This window comes from Actinoplanes solisilvae (assembly GCF_003999975.1).
Classification (GTDB): domain Bacteria; phylum Actinomycetota; class Actinomycetes; order Mycobacteriales; family Micromonosporaceae; genus Actinoplanes; species Actinoplanes solisilvae.
In genome coordinates, this window is sequence record NZ_RJAC01000004.1 from 219276 (window position 1) to 237390 (window position 18115).

An 18115-nucleotide genomic window follows, 5' to 3' on the forward strand; every position below is an offset into this window, starting at 1 on the left:
CCCTCAATCGTCGCAGCAGCCGTCCACGCAGCCGTTCTTCGCCGCCGGGACGGCCGGCGTGCAGCAGGTGTCGCCGCGCCAGGCTTCGCGGCCCTCTTTGACGGCGACGGCGGCGATGACCAGGGCGGCGATCGGGTCGGCCCAGGACCAGCCGAACAGGCTGTTCAACGCCAGCCCCACCAGCAGGACCCCGGAGAGGTACGTGCACAGCAGGGTCTGCTTCGAGTCGGCGACCGCGGTGCGCGATCCGAGTTCGCGGCCGGCGCGGCGTTGCGCGTAGGACAGTCCCGGCATGACGGCGAGCGACACCGCGGCGAGCACGAGACCGACGCTGGAGTGTTCGGCGTCGGCGCCGCCGGCCAGGGCCCGTACGGATTCGACGCTGACGTAGGCGGCCAGGGCGAAGAACGACACGGCGATGACGCGCAGCGCGGTGCGTTCGCGGGCCTGCGGGTCGGGCCCGGTGAACTGCCAGGCGACCGCGGCCGCCGACGAGACCTCGATGACCGAGTCGAGGCCGAACCCGATCAGGGCGGTCGACCCGGCCGCCGTGCCCGCGCTGATCGCGACGACCGCTTCGATCACGTTGTAGGTGATGGTCGCGGCCACCAGCAGCCGGATCCGCTGTGTGAGGACCGTACGGCGGGTGGCCGGCAACGTCATCAGCAGCAGCCTTTCGCGTCCGAGTCGGGACAGGCGGCCGGGTCGACCGCCAGGACCAGCCCGAGCAGGTCGCCCAGCGCGTGCCCGATCCGGGTGTCGGCCAGCTCGTAGCGGGTGCGCCGCCCCTCGGGCGCGGCCACGACCAGGCCGCACCCGCGCAGGCAGGCGAGATGGTTCGACAGGTTCTGCCGGGTCACGCCGAGCAGGGTCGCCAGTTCGGCCGGATAACCGGGTGCGTCCCGCAGCGCCAGCAGCAGCCGAGCCCGGGTCGGGTCGGACAGTGCGTGCCCGAACCGCGCGAGGACCTGCCCGTGCGTCAACGTCTCCACCCCGGCGACAGTACAGCGAATCCTGTACCGACAGAAGGCCCGGTTCTAGGCGGGCAAACCCGACTCGGCGACGGTGAGCCAGTGGTCGACGGCGGTGGCGTCGTGGTGGCGGATGGACCAGTCGACCAGGCGCAAGCTCATGTGGGCCCAGTACGTGTCGCGGGAGCGTGGGGTCAGGGCGGCCAGGCGGCGATCGATCGGCGCGAGCAGGGACTCGTCGCGGCCGGTCAGCATGAACCGCAGCGTGACCAGGTCGAAGTAGCGGTCGCCGCGGATGGCGCCGTCCCAGTCGATCAGGCCGGTGACGCGGCCGCCGTCGACGAGCACGTTGCCGGGGTGGAAATCCATGTGGACCAGGTCGTCGCCGATCATCGCCGACCCGCTCGCGCCGACGGCATGGACGCGTTCGAGCAGGGCGGCGCTGCGCGGGCTGTACTCGGCCAGCGGGGCGTGCAGGCAGAACCCGGGCCCGTCGGAGGTCAGGTAGAGGTCGGCGGGTTTCGGGGCGGGGTCGTCGGCCAGCAGCCCGGCGAGACGGTCGTTGAGGGCGAGCATCTGCCGTACGAGGTGGGCGTCGACGGTCTCGGGCGGCGCGCCGGGCAGCCGTTGCTGGACGATGACGCGGGCCCCGTCGACGTGGGCGGCCAGCTCGTGGCGGGCGGTCGGCACCCCGGCCTGGCGGGCCCGGTCGACCAGCCGGCCACTGCGGGAGCGGCCCTCGGTCAGCACCGAACGGCGCCCGTCGGGCCAGCGCACGTAGGCGGCGCCCACTTCCCCGCCCGGGGCCGGGCCCTCCAGTTCGAGCCGCACCCCGGTGATCTCGGCGATGCGGTCGATGACCGGCAATGCGTCCAGACGGGCCGTGCGCGGCCAGGCACGGTCGACTGCTTCGGTCACCTCGGCCCCCGCCCCCTAGCGCCTGGAACGCTCGAGTTTAGTCCCCGCCGTCACCCGTTGGTGTCACCCATCGGACTCAGTGCCTGTTCGACGCGGCGGGCCAGTTCGTCCTCGCTCATCCCCGGTGCGACATCGATCGTGGCTCGCCCGCAGCCGCGCAGCCGGTCGGTGAACAGCCGGTCGCGTTCGAGCAGGTTGGCCAGGGCCCGCGGCGGGTCGCTGGTGCGCCCGGCGATCAGCCACGTCGAGCCGCGCCGCTCGAACGCCATCCTGCGGAATTCGGGGGTCGGCAACAGCCAGACCGCTTTCGCGTACGCCGGCGCCGCTGCCTCCCCCGATCCAGTAGACGTCGTGCAGGTCCAAAACTGTCACACCCCCGGAGGACGATGCTGCCATGACGATCCCCGCACGACTGTCGGTCGTGACCCTCGGCGCCCGCGACGTCGGTGTCCTGCGCGCGTTCTACCGGTCGCTGGGCTGGCCCGAGGTCCCCGGCAGCGACGACTCCTGGTCCGGTTTCCTGCTCGGCGGGGTGCTGCTGGCCGTGTTCCCGCTCGACGAGCTCGCTCTCGAGGCGGTGCCCGGCCCGTCCGGGCCGCCGGGCGCGTGGTCGGGGACGACGCTGGCCTGCAACGTCGACAGCCGCGACCAGGTCGACACGGCGTTCGACGCGGCGGTGGCCGCCGGGGCGCGGGTGGTGGCGTCCCCGGTGGACAGAGAGTGGGGTGGCCGCTCGGGCTACGTCGCCGACCCCGAGGGCAACCGGTGGGAGATCGCCTGGGCCGGTACCGCCCGCTTCGACGAACGCGGCGCCCTGCTCAGTTTCGGCTGACTCCGTCCACTGTGTCGCCGGGGCTGGGGTGGCATACGTGCGGCTCGAACCGATGACCGGGGACCAGTTCGCCGCCTACCGGCAGGTCGCAGGAATGCGGTTCGTCGGTGCGTGCGGCGGGGAGCGTGAGACTCGGCACAGAGCGGTGGCCGGTGGCGGGCACGGCCGGCACGGGGGCCGTTCAATATCGCTGAGGGCGCCGCCGACGCGGGGCTCGGGAGCGCGGGTGCGGCTGGGTGCGTGGACGCTTGGTGGCGCGGGGGCGGCTGGTGCGCGGGGGCTCGGTGGCGGCCGAGCCGTCGCGCCGGAGGGCCGGCGGGCTAGCGGGCTAGCGGGTGCGGTGCGGGCCGTTGCGGGGTGGTGGGGTGCCGCGCTGGCGCAGGTAGGCCAGGACGGCTTCGCGGGTGGTGCGGACGCCGAACAGTGCGCGGGCCTCGGCGATGCGGCGGTTGGCGGTGCGCAGGGACAGGAACTCGGCGGCCGCCGCTGCGGCGATCGTGTCGCCGGCGGCGAGACGGTCGAGCAGGGCGCGTTGTTCGGGGATGAGGTCGGCCACCGCGTTGCCGCCGGCGGCCGGTTCGGTGATGCCCTGGTGGACCGGGCCGAGGCGGGCCAGGTCGTCGACCAGGGCCCTTCCCAGCGGGGACTCGGTGTCGCAGACGGCGACGATGCCGGCGCCGCGGGCGGCGGCCAGGACCGCCAGTTGCAGGGTGTCGGGGTCGATGATGCGCCCGTGCAGGACCAGGCGGCTGCCGGTCACGTCCCAGGCGGGGTCGGGCAGGGCGAACCCGTCGCGGGCCACCCAGCCGTCGCGGGTGAGGCGGCGCAGCACGGTGTCGGCGTCGCCGTGGTTGGCGACGACGTGTCGGGGAGCGTCGGGCTGTCTGGTCACCGGCCATCCTTGAACGTGTCAGACGGGTCGGGATGCGGGGGTTCGTTGGCGAAGGCCAGGGCGGCGGCTTCCGTTCGGGTTCGGGCGCCGAGCTTGCGCATGCCGGCGCGGATGTGGGTGTCGACCGTCTCGGCGGAGATGCCGAGCTGGCCGGCGATGCGGCGGGTGGGTTCGCCGGCGGCGACCAGCCGCAGGACGTCGGTCTCGCGGCGGGTGAGCTGGTCACCCGAGCGGGGGCTGCGGGTGTCGCGGTGCACGTGGTGGCGTCGCAAACCGCGGCGGGCCCGCCCGGCCAGCACGGTCAGCCCGGCGGCGTCGGCCAGTTGTTCCGCGGACAGCAGCGCGGCGACGGCGCGGGACGGATCGGTGTCGGTCACCCCGGCGGCGAGCAGGCAGCGGATCCGCTCGCGCAGGGCGATGGGCCGCCAGCCGTCCGCCGCGGCGGTGAAGCCGGTCCCGGTGGCCCAGGCGGTCAGCGTACGCCGGGCGGGGGCGGGAAGCCGGCCTGGAACCGGCTGGGCTGACAAATCCCCCAGATCGTGTGCCGCCCAGCGGGCGGTGATCGCGTGCAGGCCGGCCAGGAGCCCGCCGCTGTCATTCCGACGGGCGCGGACGGCACGTTCGGGTTGCCCGTCGAGCCAGGCGGTCTCCTGGGCCACCCAGTCGGCGGCCGGGTGTGCCGGGGCCGCGTCGAGGTGGGCGCGGGCGGCGGCGAGCAGCCCGGTGTCGGCCTCGATCAGCGCGGCCGCCGCGGTGGCGTAGCCGCGTGCCTCGTCGGGCAGGGTGCGGTCGGTGAGGTTGGTGGCCCGCCGCAGCACCCCGTCCACGCCGTCCCACTCGGGGGTGGGATCGGTGAGCGGGTCGGCGCCGATCGAGCCGTGCAGGGCCAGGGCCCAGTCGGCGGCCGCGGTGAACCGGGTCTGCCAGCTGTAGGCCAGGTCGGTGGCGCTGTCGCGGGCGGCGGCCAGGGCCGCGTCGGCCGATTCGGCCAGCCGGCCGTCGGCGGCGAGTTGTTCGACGAGCAGCCACGCCGACCAGCGGCTGATCAGCGGATCACCGCTGCGGGCCGCTTCGGCCAGCGCGTGGTCCCAGCCGGGGTGGCGGAAGTGGGCCTGCACGGCGGCCAGCGCGGCCGCGACCCCGGGCGCCGGGTGCGGATGCCGGGCGCTGATCTTGCCGGCGAGGTCTTGGGCGGCGGCCGGGTCGGTGGCCAGTTCGGCGAGCAGCAGCACCCGGTCGCGGGCGGCCAGCACCGGCCCGGTGGCGGCGTCGGGCACCGGGCGTACCGCGGCTCGTGCCCCGGCCGGGTCGCCGGCCTGCAGCAGGGCTTCGCCGCGCAGCACGTCGGCTTCGGGTCCCAGTGGCTCGTCGGTCGTCAGGACGCGGGCAGCGGAGGCCGGGCGGCCGGTGCTCAGGGCCGCGTCGGCCGCCGCGAGCCGCACGCGGGGGTCGATCGGGGTGTCGAGTTCGCAGGCGAACAGCAGCAGGGCGGCCCGGTCGCCGCCGGTGCTGCGGTCGGCTGCCTGCAGGGCGCGGCGGTGCGCGCCGGGCAGGTCGCCGGCGGCGGCGAGGTGCCGGGCGGCTTCGGCGGGCGGGGTGAGTTCGGCCAGCCGGGCGTGCAGTTCGACGCGGGCGGGCCCGTCGAGCAGCCCGGCCGCGGTTTCGGCCACGTAGGTCGACACGGGCAGCAGAAGAGTGTCGGCGGGTGAGAGGCCGGTCGGCGGGGCCGGGGTCACCAGGCCGGCGGCGAGCAGGTCGTCGGCGCCCGGACCGAGCAGTCCGGCCGGGGCGGGCCGCCCGAGCAGTCCGAGGGCGGCCAGTGCCGTACGCGCGGGCCGGGGCAGGTCGGCCAGCGCGGTGGCGATCGCGTAGGCGACCTGGTCGATGTCGGGCCCGGCCGACGGTTTGGCCGCGGCGGCCTGCCGGGCCAGGGCTGTGATCGCCAGGGGGTTCCCGCCGGCCCGGTCGACGACGGCGGCCAGCACCGTCTCGTCGACGTGCCCGGCGCTGCGCCGGGCCAGCTCGAGCGCCCGTTGCCGGTCCAGCGGCGGCACGTTCTCCCAGGCTGTTGCCGCTGCCCGCAGCGCGGCGAGGACCTCCGGCGGGAGCCGGTGCGGGGTGCGCAGGGCGACCAGCACCCGGCAGTGGGCCGCCAGCAGGGGCAGCGCGGCCAGGGTGGCCGGGTCGGCGTATTGCAGGTCGTCGAGGACCAGCAGGCCGGCGCGCACGCGGGAGCGGACCGCTTCGGTGAGCAGGTTGACGTCGTGGGCGGGCAGCCGGGCCCGGACCGCGCGCGACAGGGCGAGCGCGGGCACGGTCTGCAGCATGCCGAGCCCGCCGCCGGTGTGTACCGGGCCGCGGGCAGCTTCGGCCAGTTCACGCAGGGCTGTGCTGCGGCCGCAGCCGGGCGGGCCGGTCAGCACGACGAGACCTGGTCGTTGCAGCATGGCGGCGGCCTGACTCAGCGCTTCCGCCACCTGATCCCCTCCCCTAGCTGGTCGCTGTCTGTGTGGCACGAACCTGGGATCCCCTGCTCGTGCGCTGTCCGTAGGCTGTCGGTGCGGCGGGCGGTACTCCGAGGCCCGCCCCCGATCGTGCGGGGAGGGCTCAGTGACACCGGCCGTGGTCTGGTCATTCTCTCCGACAGTGTGCCCGGCTGACGAGTCGTGGTGAGCGGCCCGCTGAGCGCCAGCGTAGCGACGCTCTGTGACCAGCTGTCGTCCCGAGTCGGTCAAGAGGCCGGTGGCCAGCTCATTCAGATCCGTGACCGTCTCGGCGAGCCGTTACGGGTTGCGATCGCGGGTCGCCTGAAAGCCGGAAAGTCGACACTCGTCAACGCGTTGATCGGGCGCCGGGTGGCGCCGACGGCGGTCGGTGAGTGCACGCGGGTGGTCACCCGGTTCCGGTACGGCACCGCCGACCGGGTCGACGTGGTGTGCCGTGACGGTGTGCGGCGCAGCCTGCCGCTGGACGACGACGGCATGATCCCGCAGCGTCTCGGGGTGCCGGCGAGCCGGGTGGCGTACGTGGATGTCACTCTCACCAGTGAGAAGCTGCGCGACCTGACCGTGGTCGACACACCCGGTCTGGCCTCGACCGACACGCTGGTCAGCGCCCGCGCCGAGGAGGCTGTCGGGGTGTCGGCGGCCCCGTTCGACGCCGACATCGACGCCGACTCGGCTTCGGAGGTCGCGGCGGCCGAGGCTGTCGTCTACGTGTTCACCCAGGCGGTGCGGGCCGACGACCTGCGGGCTCTGGAGGCGTTCCGGGACGCGTCGGCCCGGTTGTCGTCGAGCCCGATCAACGCCCTCGGCGTCTTCGGCAAGATCGACACTTTGGTGGCTGGTGCGGGTGACCCGTGGCCGGTGGCCGGGCCGCTGGCCGAGCAGCAGGCCGCGCTTCTGGCCCGCACGGTCTCCGACGTCGTGCCGGTCGTGGGTCTGCTGGCCGAGACCGGCGAGGCGGGCCGGTTGACCGGCGCCGACCGTGACGCGCTGCAACGTCTGGCCGGGCTGCCCGCGGGCGAGATCAGGCTGCTGCTGGCCTCGGTCGACCTGTTCCGCACCCGGCCCGCCCCGGTCGGCGCCGAGCAGCGCGAGCGGCTGCTGGCCCTGCTCGACCTCTACGGCATCGGGTTCGCCCTGGCCCAGCTGGCCGCCGAGCCGGGCGTGGGCACCGGGGAACTGGTGCGCCGCATCGTGGCCGCGTCCGGCTATCCGCGTCTGCTGTTCACCCTCGGTGAGACGTTCCGCTGGCGTTCCGACGCGATCAAGGCCGGGTGGGCGTTGTCGCGGCTCGAGCGGCTGGCCGGGCACACCCGCGACGAACGTGACCGCGAGCGGCTGCGTGACGGGGTCGAGCGGCTGCTGCGCGATCCGGCCTATCACCGGCTGCGGCTGCTCGACGCGGCGCAGCGGGTCGCGACCGGCGCGGTGCCGCTGCCGCTGGAGTGGGAGCAGGAGCTGACCCGCCTGGCCACCTCGGAGGACCCGCGCTGGATTTTGCGGCTGCCCGACGCCGACGCGGCTGAGCTGGCCTCCGCCGCGGTGACCGCCGCGAACCGGTGGCGTGTCTACGCGGTCGCCGGCGCGGGCCCGGCTCAGTCCCGGGTCGCGCAGGTGGCTCAGCGTGGTTTCCATCTTCTGGCGCAGCAGGTGCGACGATGACCGATCTGACCCCGGTGCTGGACGCCGCCGTCAAGGACACCCTGGCGTACGTCCGCGGTAAGGATCCCGACGCGGGTGCCGAACTGGCCGAGCTGCGCCGCCGCCGGCTGACCCGTCCCGAGGTCGTGGTGGTCGGCGAGACCAAACGCGGCAAGAGCTCGCTGATCAACGCCCTGCTCGGGGTGCCCGGCCTGTCACCGGTCGACGCGGCCGTCGCCACCGCCACCTACCTGCAGTTCGTGCCGGGCGAGCCGGCCGCGCGGGCGTGGCTGCCGGGCGCGGCCGACCCGATCAGCATCGACTCGCTGCAGGAGTGGGCGACCGGCGCGCAGCGGGCCCGGCGCATCGAGGTCACCCACCCGGCGCCGCTGCTGCGCTACGTCAGCCTGCTCGACACCCCCGGCGTCGGTGGTCTCGACCCGGCCCACACCACGGTCGCCCTGGCCGCGGTCGAGCGGGCCACGGCGCTGCTGTTCGTCGCCGACGCGTCCGCTCCGCTGTCGAAACCCGAGCTCGACTTCCTGGTCGCGGCCAGCGAACGGGTCGACGCGGTCGTCTTCGCCCTCACCAAGATCGACGGTTTTCCGGGGTGGCGGCGCATCCTCGACGACAACCGGGCCCTGCTGCGCGCCCACGCCCCGAGGTTCGCCGACGCGGCCTGGTTCGCCGTGTCCTCGATGCTGGCCGAACTGGCCGTACAAGCAGGCCCCGGTGAGCAGGCCGCCCTGGTCGACGCGTCGAAGATCGCCGACCTGCAGCACGCCCTGGTCGAACTGGCCGGCCGCGGCCACCAGCTGCAACTCGCGAACGTGCTGCGCGCCGCCCGCGGCGAGCTCGCCCGCCTCGAGACAACCGCACAGGACCGCGTACGGGCGGTGGAGGCCGACCCGGCCCGGACCGCTCAGATCCGCGCCGAACGCGCCGCCCTGGCCGCGCGTAAACGCACCGAGTCCCGCCAGTGGACGCTGCTGCTGAGCACCGAGACCCAGCGCGCCCGCGTCGAGACCGTCGGCCAGCTACGCACCCGTATCGCCGCCGTCCTGCAGGAGTTCTCCAAGCGGATCGACACGGGGCGCGGCGAGAGTTTGACCCGGCTGCCCGAGCACGTCGACGCCGAGCTGCAAGCCGTCGCGGTGCAGCTGTCCGAGCAGCTCGAGACCACGTTCGCGCAGGTCGGTGAGAAAGTCCTCGCCACGGTGTTCGACGAGCACGAGCGGGCCGAGATGCTGGGCCGGCTCAACGCGACCCTGCGCCACGCGATGGAGGCCGGCCCGCCCCGCGACGGCTCGGCCGACAACCTGCTGATCGCCCTGTCCGCCGGTGGGATCGCGTTCATGGCCGGGCGCGGCGCGATGCTGGGCGCGTCCGCGCTGGCCGTCGGCGGCGGGCTGCTCATACCGGTGGCCGGGATCGGGCTCGGTCTGGCCGCCGGAGGGTATGTGCTGTACCGCAGGCGGGTGCAGACCGACCGTCAGCAGGCCCGCATCTGGCTGCGCGACGTGCTCGGCGAGGCCCGCGCCGCCCTGGCCGACGAGATCGCGAACCGGTTCACCGACCTGCAGTACGCGCTGAGCGTCGCCGTCGACGACGCCGTCGAGAAACGCCTGCGCGACCTGGACGCCCACATCGCCGAGATCGACGCGGCGGCCGCCGAGGACGCGGCCGGCCGGGCGAAACGGCGTGCCGTCGCCCAGCAGGACCTCGACGGGGTCCGCGCCAAGCTTCGCGCCGCCGACACGGCGCTCACCCGGGCCCGGGCTCTGACGCCCGTGCCGTATGACGAGGAGGACCGATGAGCGACCACCACGACTTCGGCGACCACGACGACTTCCCGGTCTTCGACGACCACCACGACGACGGCGGTCATCTGGAACAGCAGCCGGTCTTCGACGACCATCACGACCTGTACGACACCGACGACCACCCGTACGAGGCGCCGGTTGTCGAGGAGCACCACTACGAGCAGCCTTCGGAGGAGGAGCCGCAGCCGCTCGCCGATCACGCGGCGGCGGTCGTGGCCGAGGACCCGGTCGAGGTGTTCCCGCCCGCCCTCGACGTCGGCGAGCTGCCCGAACCGGTCGACGGCTTCCCGTGGATCGACACCGGCAGCCTGGGCATCGTGCACGCCGCCGCCCTGGAGCAGACCCCCGATCCCGTACGCCCGGAGGAGCTCGCCGAGTACGCCGGTGTGGACCTTCCCGACGCGCAGGACCCGTGGGCGGCCCTGGCCGGGTCCGAGGATCCGGCGACCAGCAGCCTCGCCAAGTGGTGGCAGGAAAACTGAGTACGCGGCACCTCCCCCCGTGGCCCCGCGGGATGCAATAGTTTCGGCGCCATCGAACGACCTATGGAGCCGAGCACATGGCCGCACCCGGCACTGACATAAACCGTCCCGCGTCCGCGCGCCGCGAGCGTACGGGCTGGTATTTCTACGACTGGGCCAACTCGGCCTTCTCCACCACCGTCCTGACCGTCTTCCTCGGACCGTTCCTGACGACTGTCACCGAGATCGCGGCGGGCTGCCCGCTGGGCACCGACGACTGCACCGGCCGCGTGCACCCGTTCGGCCTGAGCATCGCGGCCGGCTCGTTCTACCCGTACGTGGTGTCGCTGTCGGTGTTCCTGACGGTCTTCGTCCTGCCGATCATGGGGGCGATCGCCGACCGGGCGCCGCGCAAGAAACCACTGCTGGCCGGGGCGGCGTTCCTGGGGGCGGCGGCCACGATCGCCATGGTGTTCGTGACCGGCGAGCGTTACCTGCTCGGCGGGTTGCTGTTCCTGATCGCGAACATCGCGTTCGGGGCGGCGGTGGTCGTCTACAACTCGTTCCTGCCGCAGATCGCCGGACCCGACGAACGCGACAAGGTGTCGAGCCGGGGCTGGGCGATCGGCTATCTCGGCGGTGGATTGCTGCTGGCGGCGAACCTGGTCGCGGTCATGGTCCTGTCGGTCGACGGCGACGACCAGCGGACCCTGGACATCGCCCGGTTCTGCATCGTCAGCGCGGGCGTGTGGTGGGCGGTGTTCACGCTGATCCCGCTGCGCCGTCTGCGCGAACATCCGGCCGCGGGTGCCTCCGTGGCGCGCGGGAACGTGCTGACCGACGGGTTCAAGCAGCTCGGGCACACGCTGCGCAGCCTCAAGGCGTACCCGCTGACGTTGTTCTTCCTGCTCGCCTACCTGATCTACAACGACGGTATCCAGACCGTGATCGCGCTGGCCAGCCAGTACGGCACCGAGGAACTCGACCTCGAACAGTCGACGCTGATCATCACGATCCTGATCGTGCAGTTCCTGGCGTTCGGCGGGGCACTGATGCTGGGAGCGGTCGCGGCAAGAATCGGGGCGCAGAAGACGGTGCTGCTCAGCCTGGTGCTGTGGCTGGTGGTGATCGTGGCGGCATACTGGCTGCCGGCGGGCGAACCGCTGCAGTTCATGCTGCTGGGTGCGGGCATCGGCATCGTGCTGGGGGGAAGCCAGGCGTTGAGCCGAAGCCTGTTCTCGCAGCTGATCCCGCAGGGCAAAGAAGGCGAGTACTACGGCTTCTACGAGATCAGCGACAAAGGCACGAGCTGGCTCGGTCCGCTGCTGTTCGGCCTGATCTTCCAGCTGACGAACAGCTACCGGCTGGGCATCATCTCGCTGGTCGTGTTCTTCGTCGTCGGCGGAATCCTGCTGGCCCTGGTCCCGATGCGCCGCGCCATCACGGCGGCGGGCAACACACCCCCCACACTGGTCTGATGGACATCACGATCGACGCCGGTTCCGCGACCCCACCGTACGAGCAGGTGCGGTTGCGGATCGCGGAACTGGCGGCCTCGGGGGCGCTCGTGGCCGGCGAGAAACTTCCGCCGGTACGGGCCCTGGCCGCTGAACTCGGGCTGGCGGCCAACACGGTGGCGCGGGCGTACCGGGAACTCGAGATCGCGGGGCTGGTCGAGACTCGGGGGCGGCTCGGGACGGTCGTCACCGCCCGGGCTTCGGGGACTTCGGTGCAGGCGCAGAAAGCGGCTGTGGCCTATGCGGAGAAAGTTCTGGCCATGGGGGTGGCACCGGAGACCGCGCTGGGGATGGTTCGTGCTGCGTTGGGGCTGTGAGAACCGCGGCTTTCCCGCGCTTCGACGGCTGAGGCCGGACCGGCCGGATCCGGCCGGCTTGCCATAGGGTCAGCGGCATGACGACTGCTTTCGACGCGCTGCGCCTTGACGCTGTCGCGGATCATGAGAGTCTGCGCCGCGTCTATGACATGCCGGGCGACGCGGCTGTTCGTAAGCAGATGAGCGAGCTCACCGATCAGGCCCGGCGACTGATCGCCTGTTCGTCGCTGGTGCTGGTGGGCAGCGTCGACGGGCACGGCAACGCTGATGTCTCGCCGCGGGGCGGGCCGGCCGGGTTCGTCGCCGTTCTCGACGAACGGACCCTGGCGATCCCGGACGCGACCGGCAACAAGCGGCTCGACACGTTGCAGAACGTCATCGCCACCGGGCGGGCCGCCGTCATGTTCGTGATTCCGGGGCGCGACACGACGCTCAGGGTCAACGGGCGGGCCTGCGTCTCCACCCGGCCCGAACTGCTGGCCCGGCTGACGGCCGTGGGTAAGCCCCCGGCCAGCGCCCTGGTCGTCGGGATCGACGAGGTCTACCCGCACTGCCCGAAGGCGTTCCTGCGCGGCGCCGTGTGGAAGCCGGAGCGGTGGCTGCCCGCCGACGCCCAGCCCTCGTCGGCCGAGGTGACCCTGGCCCAACTGCGCCGGCCCGAGCTGACGATCGCCGACATCAGGCAGACGGAGGCGGACGCCCTGCAGTACCGCTACGAGTGACGCAGGCGGTCGAAGGCCTTCGGGGGTGCCAGCGCGGTCAAAGCCTGGACGATCTGGGCGGCGCAGTCGGCGGGTGAGGTGGCCGTGGTGTCGACGATGATGTCGGCGTCGCCGTGGGCGTAGACCAACGTCTGCGAGACGGCCAGGCCGCGTGGGCGGTCGCCGCGGTCCTGTTCGCGGCGCGCCAGTTCCCTTGCCGAGCAGCGGACCTCGACGAGGGTCACGTCGTAGGGGTCCAAGGTGCTCAGCAGGTCGGTGAGGCGCCACTGCTCGGACAGGGGGTAGTCCATGATGACGTCGTTGCCGGTGGACGCCAGCGCCGCCACGGCCCGGTGGTAGCCGCGGCGGGTCCGCTCGAGCATCCGCGTGATCTCGGCGTCGGACAGGCGCCGGGTGTGGGTGGTGGAACGCATCGCGTTGACGGCGTCGACCGGGACGAGGAACCACGGGTCCGGCAGCAGCGGGAGCAGGGCCTCGCCGATGCTGGTCTTGCCGGAGCTGGAGGCGCCGTTGAGCAGGATGATCCGGCCGCCGGTGGACGTCACAGGCCGTGGCCGCGGGTGAACGCCTCCCGGGTCTCGCCGGGCTGGGCATACCAGGTGGGGGCGTCAGGGGCGGCGGTGGTTTCGATGCGGAGCTTGGTGAGACCGCCCACCGGGGGAAGGTCGTCGGGGGCGAAGAACGCGACTTCGAGGGACTCGTCGCCGTCGGGGCGCGGGGCGCCGCCGATCGCGCGGCAGCGGAACCAGACGGCCAGGTATTCGCATTTGTCGCCGTTGGGGTATTCGGCGGCGTGCATGGCCACCCCGGCCAGTCGTTCGATCTCGGCGAGCACGCCGGTTTCCTCTTCGATCTCACGCAGGATCGCCTCGGCGGGCTGCTCGCCCGGCTCGATCATGCCGGCCGGTAGGGACCAGTGGCCGGTGTCGGAGCGCCGCAAAAGCAGGATGCGGCCCTGGTCGTCGCGGACCACCGCGCCGGCGCCGGGAAGCAGCAGCAGGTCGTGGCCGATGTGCTCGCGCATGCGGGTGATGTACTCGGGGACGGGCATCCCCCGAACCTAGTTGATCACGGCAACGCCGCGGACGACCAGGACGTGCCACGCGTACTTCAAGATCTGCAGCACCTCGGCCGGCGAGCCGAACCCCGCCCACGTCGCCGGCTCGTGAGTCGCCCGGCCCAGCAGAGCGGCATCGATCAGGTCATGGCCGTAGCGGGAGGCCACCGCGTCGATCAGCGGCGCGACGAACCGGCCCTTCTCGTCGACCGGGAACTCGTCGGCGGGCAGCACGAACCCGGGCGCCCACCGCAGCGCCACGCCCAGACCGCGCAGATGAGCCTCTGTCGGCGTACCCCGGAAGCAAGGATCGGCCACGACGGCCGTGACATCCTCACCAAGGGTGAGCCCGCCGTGGATCTGAGCCTCGACGTAGTCGTCCAGAGCACGCCCCGCAGCCGGGCGTGGCGCAGTCAGGGCACGAACCCACGCAGCGGGCGACCCGGCCCGCAGGTTCAAAGCCGAGCCGGTACGAGAGACCTCGTCGAGCAGGGACGCCCAGATCGCGGCGAACGTGGCCGCCGTGCCCACAACGGTCGGCTCGGTGAAACTGTCGCCGAGGCTGAACGTGGCCCGCGCCGACACCGCCGGATCCAGAACCAGATGGCAGGAACCGAAGCGGGGCGACGCACCGTCGGGATAACCGGCCAGGTTCAACCCGCCGTAGACCGGGCGGCCCTGCGCACCGGTGTAGACGCCGGGAAACATCCGCTGCTCCCACACGTCACGAGCCCCGCCGGAGAAAGCGGTCAGCCCGCCGTTGGAGATGCCGGTCTCGAACTGGCTGCGGTAGACACCCTCGGCGGCCAGACGCCCGGCGACGGTCGAACCGTCGCCGAGCAGCCGGTCCGGATGAAAACTGACCGTGATCGAAGCCGGCGGCACCCCCGAAGGGCTCGCGGCGGGAAACAGCTCCCGCACGTGGGCCAGGGCGCGCTCGCCGGCGTCGTTCACTTCGGCTCGATGACGTTCGTGGCCAGCAGCACCATCAGGATCGAGCCCAGAGCGACCCGATACCAGATGAAGATGCTGTACGAATGCCGCGACACGAACCGCAGCAGCCAGTTCACCGAGAAGTACGCCACCACGAAACTGACCGCCGTCGCGATCAGCGTGTTCGGCCAGCCCACCCCCGCGGAGATGTTCCCGGCCTCCTCGTAGCCCTGCAGGATCGACGCGCCCAGCAACGCCGGGATCGACAGGAAGAACGACAACTTCGTCACCGTCACCCGGTCGAAGTCACGCAGCAGACCCGCCGACATCGTCGCCCCCGAACGCGACACACCGGGGATCAGCGCCAGACACTGCACCAAACCGATGATCAACGAATCCTTCCAGGTGACGTCCTCCTCATGACGCACCTGCGTGGCCGCGTGATCGGCGAACGCCATCACACCGCTCCACAGGATCAGAGCCCCGGCGACGAACCACAGACTGCGCAACGTCGTCTCGACCTGATCCTTGAACAACAACGCCACGATCACGATCGGGATCGCGCCCAGCAGCACCGCCCACCCGAACCGGTAGTCCGGATTGTCGCGCTTGGCCTTACTGAACAGGCCCGCCAGGAACGCCGGCACCACCCGCGCGATGTCCTTGCGCAGGAAGATGATCGTCGCCAGCACCGCACCCGACTGAATGATCACCGTGAACGCGGTGATCGCCGGATCATCGATCCGATACCCCAGCAACTTCTCCAGGATCGTCAGGTGGCCGGTGCTCGAGACGGGCAGAAACTCGGTAAAGCCCTCGACGGCGCCCAGCAGCACCGCTTCGAAGATGTTCAAACCCCGACCGCCTCTTTTCTCCGCTTTTAACCGCGGAAGAGCATAGGCGCAACCGTCATCCCCCGGCCCGCCGGGCACGCGCCGCCGCGATCATGTACGCCGGATCACGGTCCAGATTGTGCCGATCACGGTCATAGCGCCGCGTAGTCCGAGGATCGGCGTGCCCCATCGCGTCCTGCACGTCCTCCAGCGCCACCCCCTCCGACCGCGCCGTCGTCGCGAACGCATGCCGCAACGAGTGCGGGGACAACTTGTCGGCACCGGGCAGGCCGGCCTCGGCCGCCAGCCGCCGGATCAACCGGAACACCGCATGCCGGTCAAGACGCGCCCCCGACGCGGTCATGAACAGCGGACCCTCACGATCACCGCGAACCCCCAGATAGGCGTCCAACGCCTCCGAAGCACCCGGGGTCAACGCCCGGCGACGCGGCTTACCGCCCTTACCGACGAAACGGACCGTACGATGCCCGCGCTCCCAACCGAGATCACCAAAGTCGAGACCGACCAGCTCACCGACACGCAGACCCAGATCAGCCAGGATCGTCATCACCGCGTTACTGCGCGGGCCGTTCTCCGCAGCACTGCGCAGCAGCGCGTCGACCTCGTCCGGGCTCAACCCCACCGTCGACGAATGATCCCGCGACACGTTCGGCCGGTCCGCACCCCCGACCGGATTACCGTCCACCGCCCGCAACTTAACAAGAAAGTCGTACCAGCTGGATAAACCCGACAACTTGCGCGCGACAGTGGCCGGCGCGAGCCTCCTCGCCTCCAAACCCCGCGCGTACGCGTTCACGTCAAGAAACGAAGCCCGCAAAGGCTCCACACCCCGCTCCGCACACCACCCCAGCCACGCGGCCACATCACGCCGATAAGCCGCCCGGGTGTGCTCCGACAACCGCCGGTTCGCCAGCCACGCCTCCGTGACCTGCTCGGCCGCACCACCGACCGCCAGCTCGCCGCCCTGCCTCGGAACCACCTGCATGGCCCCATCGTGTCAGCTCTCGATCAACGAACCGTCCCCGACATGCCAACGCCGCCCGAACCCGACCGCCTCAGCGAAGAACCGGTCGTGGGTCACCACCACCAACGTCCCCCGATAACGCCGCAACGCCTCCTCCACCACATCGAGCGCGTCCAGATCGAGGAAATTCGTCGGCTCGTCCAGCAACAACACCCGCGCCGGCGAATTCACCAGCACAGCCAGCAGCAACCGCCGCAACTCCCCCGCCGACAAACTCCGCAACGGCGCACCCCACTGATCAGGGCCGAACTGATGCCCCTGCAACAACCGCTCCGCGTCATCCAGATACACCGGAACCCGCGACCGGAAAAACTCCATCACCGGCATATCGGTCCGCAACCCGTCACTGGTCTGCGGCAACACAGCCGTCTCATCAGCACTCAGCGCGTTCAACAGCGACGTCTTCCCCGAACCGTTACGCCCGGTCACCAGAATCCGATCACCCCGCCGTACGTCGAAATCAACGCTCTTCAACAGCACCTTCGACCCGGCCGACACCGTCAGATCACGCGCCGACAGAACCACCTCATCCGCATCCACCGAATCCTGCGGAAACGTCAAAGTCAACGGCGGCCGCGTACGAGGACGAGCGATCCACGACACCGACTCCATTTGCCGGCGCAACCGCCGCTCCCGAACCTTCGCCTTCCGCGCCACCAAACGAGCCACCCTGCGCAAATGCGGACCGGCAACCCCGAGCCCCCGCGCACTCTCGACACCGCGCGACTGCTCCTTCGTCCGCTCGATGTCCGCCTCCCACCGCCGGCGATCCTTCTCCTGAGCCTCGAAATCCAGCAGCAACCGCTCCCACCGCCGCTGCTTCTCCGCCCGATAAGCCGAATAACCCCCACCCGGATAGTCCTGCACCTCGGTATCGATGCCGTCCAACTCGAGCACCCGCGACACCACAGCGTCGAGAAACGCCCGGTCATGACTGACAGTCAAGACCCCACCCGCGTACGACCCCAGCCAGCCCTGCAACCACGCCATACCCTCGGCATCCAAGTGATTCGTGGGCTCATCCAGCAACAGCACATCAGGCTCGTCGAGCAACGCCCGCGCCAGCAACAACCGCGCCTGCTCCCCACCACTGACCTGCCGCAACAACAACTCGTCAGGCAGATGCGCGATATCAAGACGCTGCCGGATCTCCGCGACCCGCGCCTCAGCCGTCCAACCCTCCAGGGCCGTCCACCGCTCCTGCGCCACCCCGAACTCGGCGAGCACGTCAGCACCCTCGGCCAGACGCCGCTCGAGCTCACGCATCGTGGCCGTCACCTGGGCCAGCTCACCGAGCCCGGCCGTCAGGAACGCACCGACCGTGCCCTCCGGATCCGGCATCTGCTGAGCGACATAACCCACCCGCGTGCCCGGACCGTAGGTGACACTGCCCGCCTCGGGCCTCAACTCCCCGGCCAGAACCCGCAACAGGGTCGACTTACCGGCGCCGTTCGGCCCCACGATCCCGACCCGATCCCCGTCCCCCAGCACAAGATCGAACTCGGCGAACAGCGGATCGCCGTCATAGGACCGCGAAAGATTGACTGCCTTCAACAAAAGAACTCTCCCAGCGAGAGAAACCGACCGGACCGGGTACGACCGCCACTCTCACACCGAACAGAACCCCTCAAATCGACGACAGCACGCCA

At 71.6% G+C, this 18115-nt stretch carries 19 protein-coding genes; 7 read left to right on the forward strand and 12 right to left on the reverse strand.

The features are described from left to right. Positions 1-3 precede the first annotated feature (3 nt). Genes EER30_RS14430 through EER30_RS14445 form a run of 4 tightly spaced genes read right to left on the reverse strand, consistent with a single transcriptional unit; the run spans position 4 to position 2158 of the window. Positions 4-663, reverse strand: a complete 660-nt coding sequence (locus tag EER30_RS14430; RefSeq protein WP_127500930.1) for a cation efflux transmembrane domain-containing protein — start codon at positions 661-663, stop codon at positions 4-6. Then, complete coding sequence (locus EER30_RS14435) at positions 663-992, reverse strand: ArsR/SmtB family transcription factor (protein ID WP_164842329.1); 330 nt, start codon at positions 990-992, stop codon at positions 663-665. Before EER30_RS14435 ends, EER30_RS14430 begins: the two co-directional genes overlap by 1 nt. Before the next feature lie 45 nt (positions 993-1037). Beyond that, positions 1038-1889 carry a phosphotransferase gene (locus tag EER30_RS14440; protein WP_127500932.1) on the reverse strand — a complete coding sequence of 284 codons (852 nt, stop codon included), beginning with the start codon at positions 1887-1889 and terminating at the stop codon, positions 1038-1040. Positions 1890-1939: 50 nt separating this feature from the next. Next, on the reverse strand, positions 1940-2158 hold the full coding sequence (locus tag EER30_RS14445) for a hypothetical protein (protein WP_127500933.1): 219 nt from the start codon (positions 2156-2158) through the stop codon (positions 1940-1942). A gap of 125 nt (positions 2159-2283) precedes the next feature. Between EER30_RS14445 and EER30_RS14450 the strand changes: the two genes are divergently transcribed. Then, positions 2284-2721 (forward strand): VOC family protein, encoded by a 438-nt coding sequence (locus EER30_RS14450; protein WP_164842330.1) that lies wholly within the window; start codon positions 2284-2286, stop codon positions 2719-2721. 328 nt (positions 2722-3049) lie between these two features. On the opposite strand, the gene EER30_RS14455 is transcribed toward EER30_RS14450, so the two are convergent. Beyond that, the gene (locus EER30_RS14455; RefSeq protein WP_127500934.1) at positions 3050-3613 is read right to left on the reverse strand and encodes a LuxR family transcriptional regulator; all 564 of its coding nucleotides are present in this window, start codon (positions 3611-3613) and stop codon (positions 3050-3052) included. Continuing rightward, positions 3610-6090, reverse strand: coding sequence for a LuxR C-terminal-related transcriptional regulator (locus EER30_RS14460; protein ID WP_240670014.1), 2481 nt, complete (start codon positions 6088-6090; stop codon positions 3610-3612). The genes EER30_RS14455 and EER30_RS14460 overlap by 4 nt, the downstream gene beginning before the upstream one ends. A gap of 192 nt (positions 6091-6282) precedes the next feature. Here EER30_RS14460 and EER30_RS14465 point away from each other — a divergent pair, with 192 nt between their 5' ends. The 6 genes from EER30_RS14465 to EER30_RS14490 all read left to right on the forward strand — a co-directional run bounded on the left by EER30_RS14465 (position 6283) and on the right by EER30_RS14490 (position 12598). Next, positions 6283-7779, forward strand: a complete 1497-nt coding sequence (locus EER30_RS14465) for a dynamin family protein (protein WP_127500935.1) — start codon at positions 6283-6285, stop codon at positions 7777-7779. Next, positions 7776-9575, forward strand: coding sequence for a dynamin family protein (locus tag EER30_RS14470; RefSeq protein ID WP_127500936.1), 1800 nt, complete (start codon positions 7776-7778; stop codon positions 9573-9575). The genes EER30_RS14465 and EER30_RS14470 overlap by 4 nt, the downstream gene beginning before the upstream one ends. Beyond that, a complete protein-coding gene (locus tag EER30_RS14475) occupies positions 9572-10063 on the forward strand; it encodes a hypothetical protein (protein ID WP_127500937.1) in 492 nt (163 codons plus the stop codon). Before EER30_RS14470 ends, EER30_RS14475 begins: the two co-directional genes overlap by 4 nt. A 77-nt stretch (positions 10064-10140) precedes the next feature. Further along, complete coding sequence (locus EER30_RS14480) at positions 10141-11520, forward strand: MFS transporter (protein ID WP_127500938.1); 1380 nt, start codon at positions 10141-10143, stop codon at positions 11518-11520. Beyond that, positions 11520-11876, forward strand: a complete 357-nt coding sequence (locus EER30_RS14485; RefSeq protein WP_127500939.1) for a GntR family transcriptional regulator — start codon at positions 11520-11522, stop codon at positions 11874-11876. The genes EER30_RS14480 and EER30_RS14485 overlap by 1 nt, the downstream gene beginning before the upstream one ends. A 77-nt stretch (positions 11877-11953) precedes the next feature. Further along, positions 11954-12598 carry an MSMEG_1061 family FMN-dependent PPOX-type flavoprotein gene (locus EER30_RS14490; RefSeq protein WP_127500940.1) on the forward strand — a complete coding sequence of 215 codons (645 nt, stop codon included), beginning with the start codon at positions 11954-11956 and terminating at the stop codon, positions 12596-12598. Here the strand turns inward: EER30_RS14490 and EER30_RS14495 are convergent. Genes EER30_RS14495 through EER30_RS14520 form a run of 6 tightly spaced genes read right to left on the reverse strand, consistent with a single transcriptional unit; the run spans position 12589 to position 18020 of the window. After that, positions 12589-13143 carry a chloramphenicol phosphotransferase CPT family protein gene (locus EER30_RS14495; protein WP_205650237.1) on the reverse strand — a complete coding sequence of 185 codons (555 nt, stop codon included), beginning with the start codon at positions 13141-13143 and terminating at the stop codon, positions 12589-12591. The two genes, EER30_RS14490 and EER30_RS14495, sit on opposite strands and share 10 nt — an antisense overlap. Next, on the reverse strand, positions 13140-13649 hold the full coding sequence (locus EER30_RS14500) for an NUDIX hydrolase (RefSeq protein ID WP_127500941.1): 510 nt from the start codon (positions 13647-13649) through the stop codon (positions 13140-13142). The genes EER30_RS14495 and EER30_RS14500 overlap by 4 nt, the downstream gene beginning before the upstream one ends. Before the next feature lie 9 nt (positions 13650-13658). Further along, positions 13659-14609, reverse strand: coding sequence for a DUF3626 domain-containing protein (locus tag EER30_RS14505; RefSeq protein WP_240670015.1), 951 nt, complete (start codon positions 14607-14609; stop codon positions 13659-13661). Then, the gene (locus EER30_RS14510) at positions 14606-15520 is read right to left on the reverse strand and encodes an undecaprenyl-diphosphate phosphatase (RefSeq protein ID WP_349290867.1); all 915 of its coding nucleotides are present in this window, start codon (positions 15518-15520) and stop codon (positions 14606-14608) included. Before EER30_RS14510 ends, EER30_RS14505 begins: the two co-directional genes overlap by 4 nt. Beyond that, positions 15498-16427 (reverse strand): tyrosine-type recombinase/integrase, encoded by a 930-nt coding sequence (locus tag EER30_RS14515; RefSeq protein ID WP_127500943.1) that lies wholly within the window; start codon positions 16425-16427, stop codon positions 15498-15500. The genes EER30_RS14510 and EER30_RS14515 overlap by 23 nt, the downstream gene beginning before the upstream one ends. 12 nt (positions 16428-16439) lie before the next feature. Beyond that, the gene (locus EER30_RS14520; protein ID WP_240670016.1) at positions 16440-18020 is read right to left on the reverse strand and encodes an ABC-F family ATP-binding cassette domain-containing protein; all 1581 of its coding nucleotides are present in this window, start codon (positions 18018-18020) and stop codon (positions 16440-16442) included. Positions 18021-18115: the final 95 nt, after the last annotated feature.

Bases quoted from the DNA above. Each gene is read 5' to 3' on its own strand.
- EER30_RS14430 (WP_127500930.1), bottom strand. From the start codon at position 663: ATGACGTTGCCGGCCACCCGCCGTACGGTCCTCACACAGCGGATCCGG.
- EER30_RS14445 (WP_127500933.1), bottom strand. From the start codon at position 2,158: ATGGCGTTCGAGCGGCGCGGCTCGACGTGGCTGATCGCCGGGCGCACC.
- EER30_RS14450 (WP_164842330.1), top strand. From the start codon at position 2,284: ATGACGATCCCCGCACGACTGTCGGTCGTGACCCTCGGCGCCCGCGAC.
- EER30_RS14470 (WP_127500936.1), top strand. From the start codon at position 7,776: ATGACCGATCTGACCCCGGTGCTGGACGCCGCCGTCAAGGACACCCTG.
- EER30_RS14475 (WP_127500937.1), top strand. From the start codon at position 9,572: ATGAGCGACCACCACGACTTCGGCGACCACGACGACTTCCCGGTCTTC.
- EER30_RS14480 (WP_127500938.1), top strand. From the start codon at position 10,141: ATGGCCGCACCCGGCACTGACATAAACCGTCCCGCGTCCGCGCGCCGC.
- EER30_RS14485 (WP_127500939.1), top strand. From the start codon at position 11,520: ATGGACATCACGATCGACGCCGGTTCCGCGACCCCACCGTACGAGCAG.
- EER30_RS14490 (WP_127500940.1), top strand. From the start codon at position 11,954: ATGACGACTGCTTTCGACGCGCTGCGCCTTGACGCTGTCGCGGATCAT.
- EER30_RS14500 (WP_127500941.1), bottom strand. From the start codon at position 13,649: ATGCCCGTCCCCGAGTACATCACCCGCATGCGCGAGCACATCGGCCAC.
- EER30_RS14515 (WP_127500943.1), bottom strand. From the start codon at position 16,427: ATGCAGGTGGTTCCGAGGCAGGGCGGCGAGCTGGCGGTCGGTGGTGCG.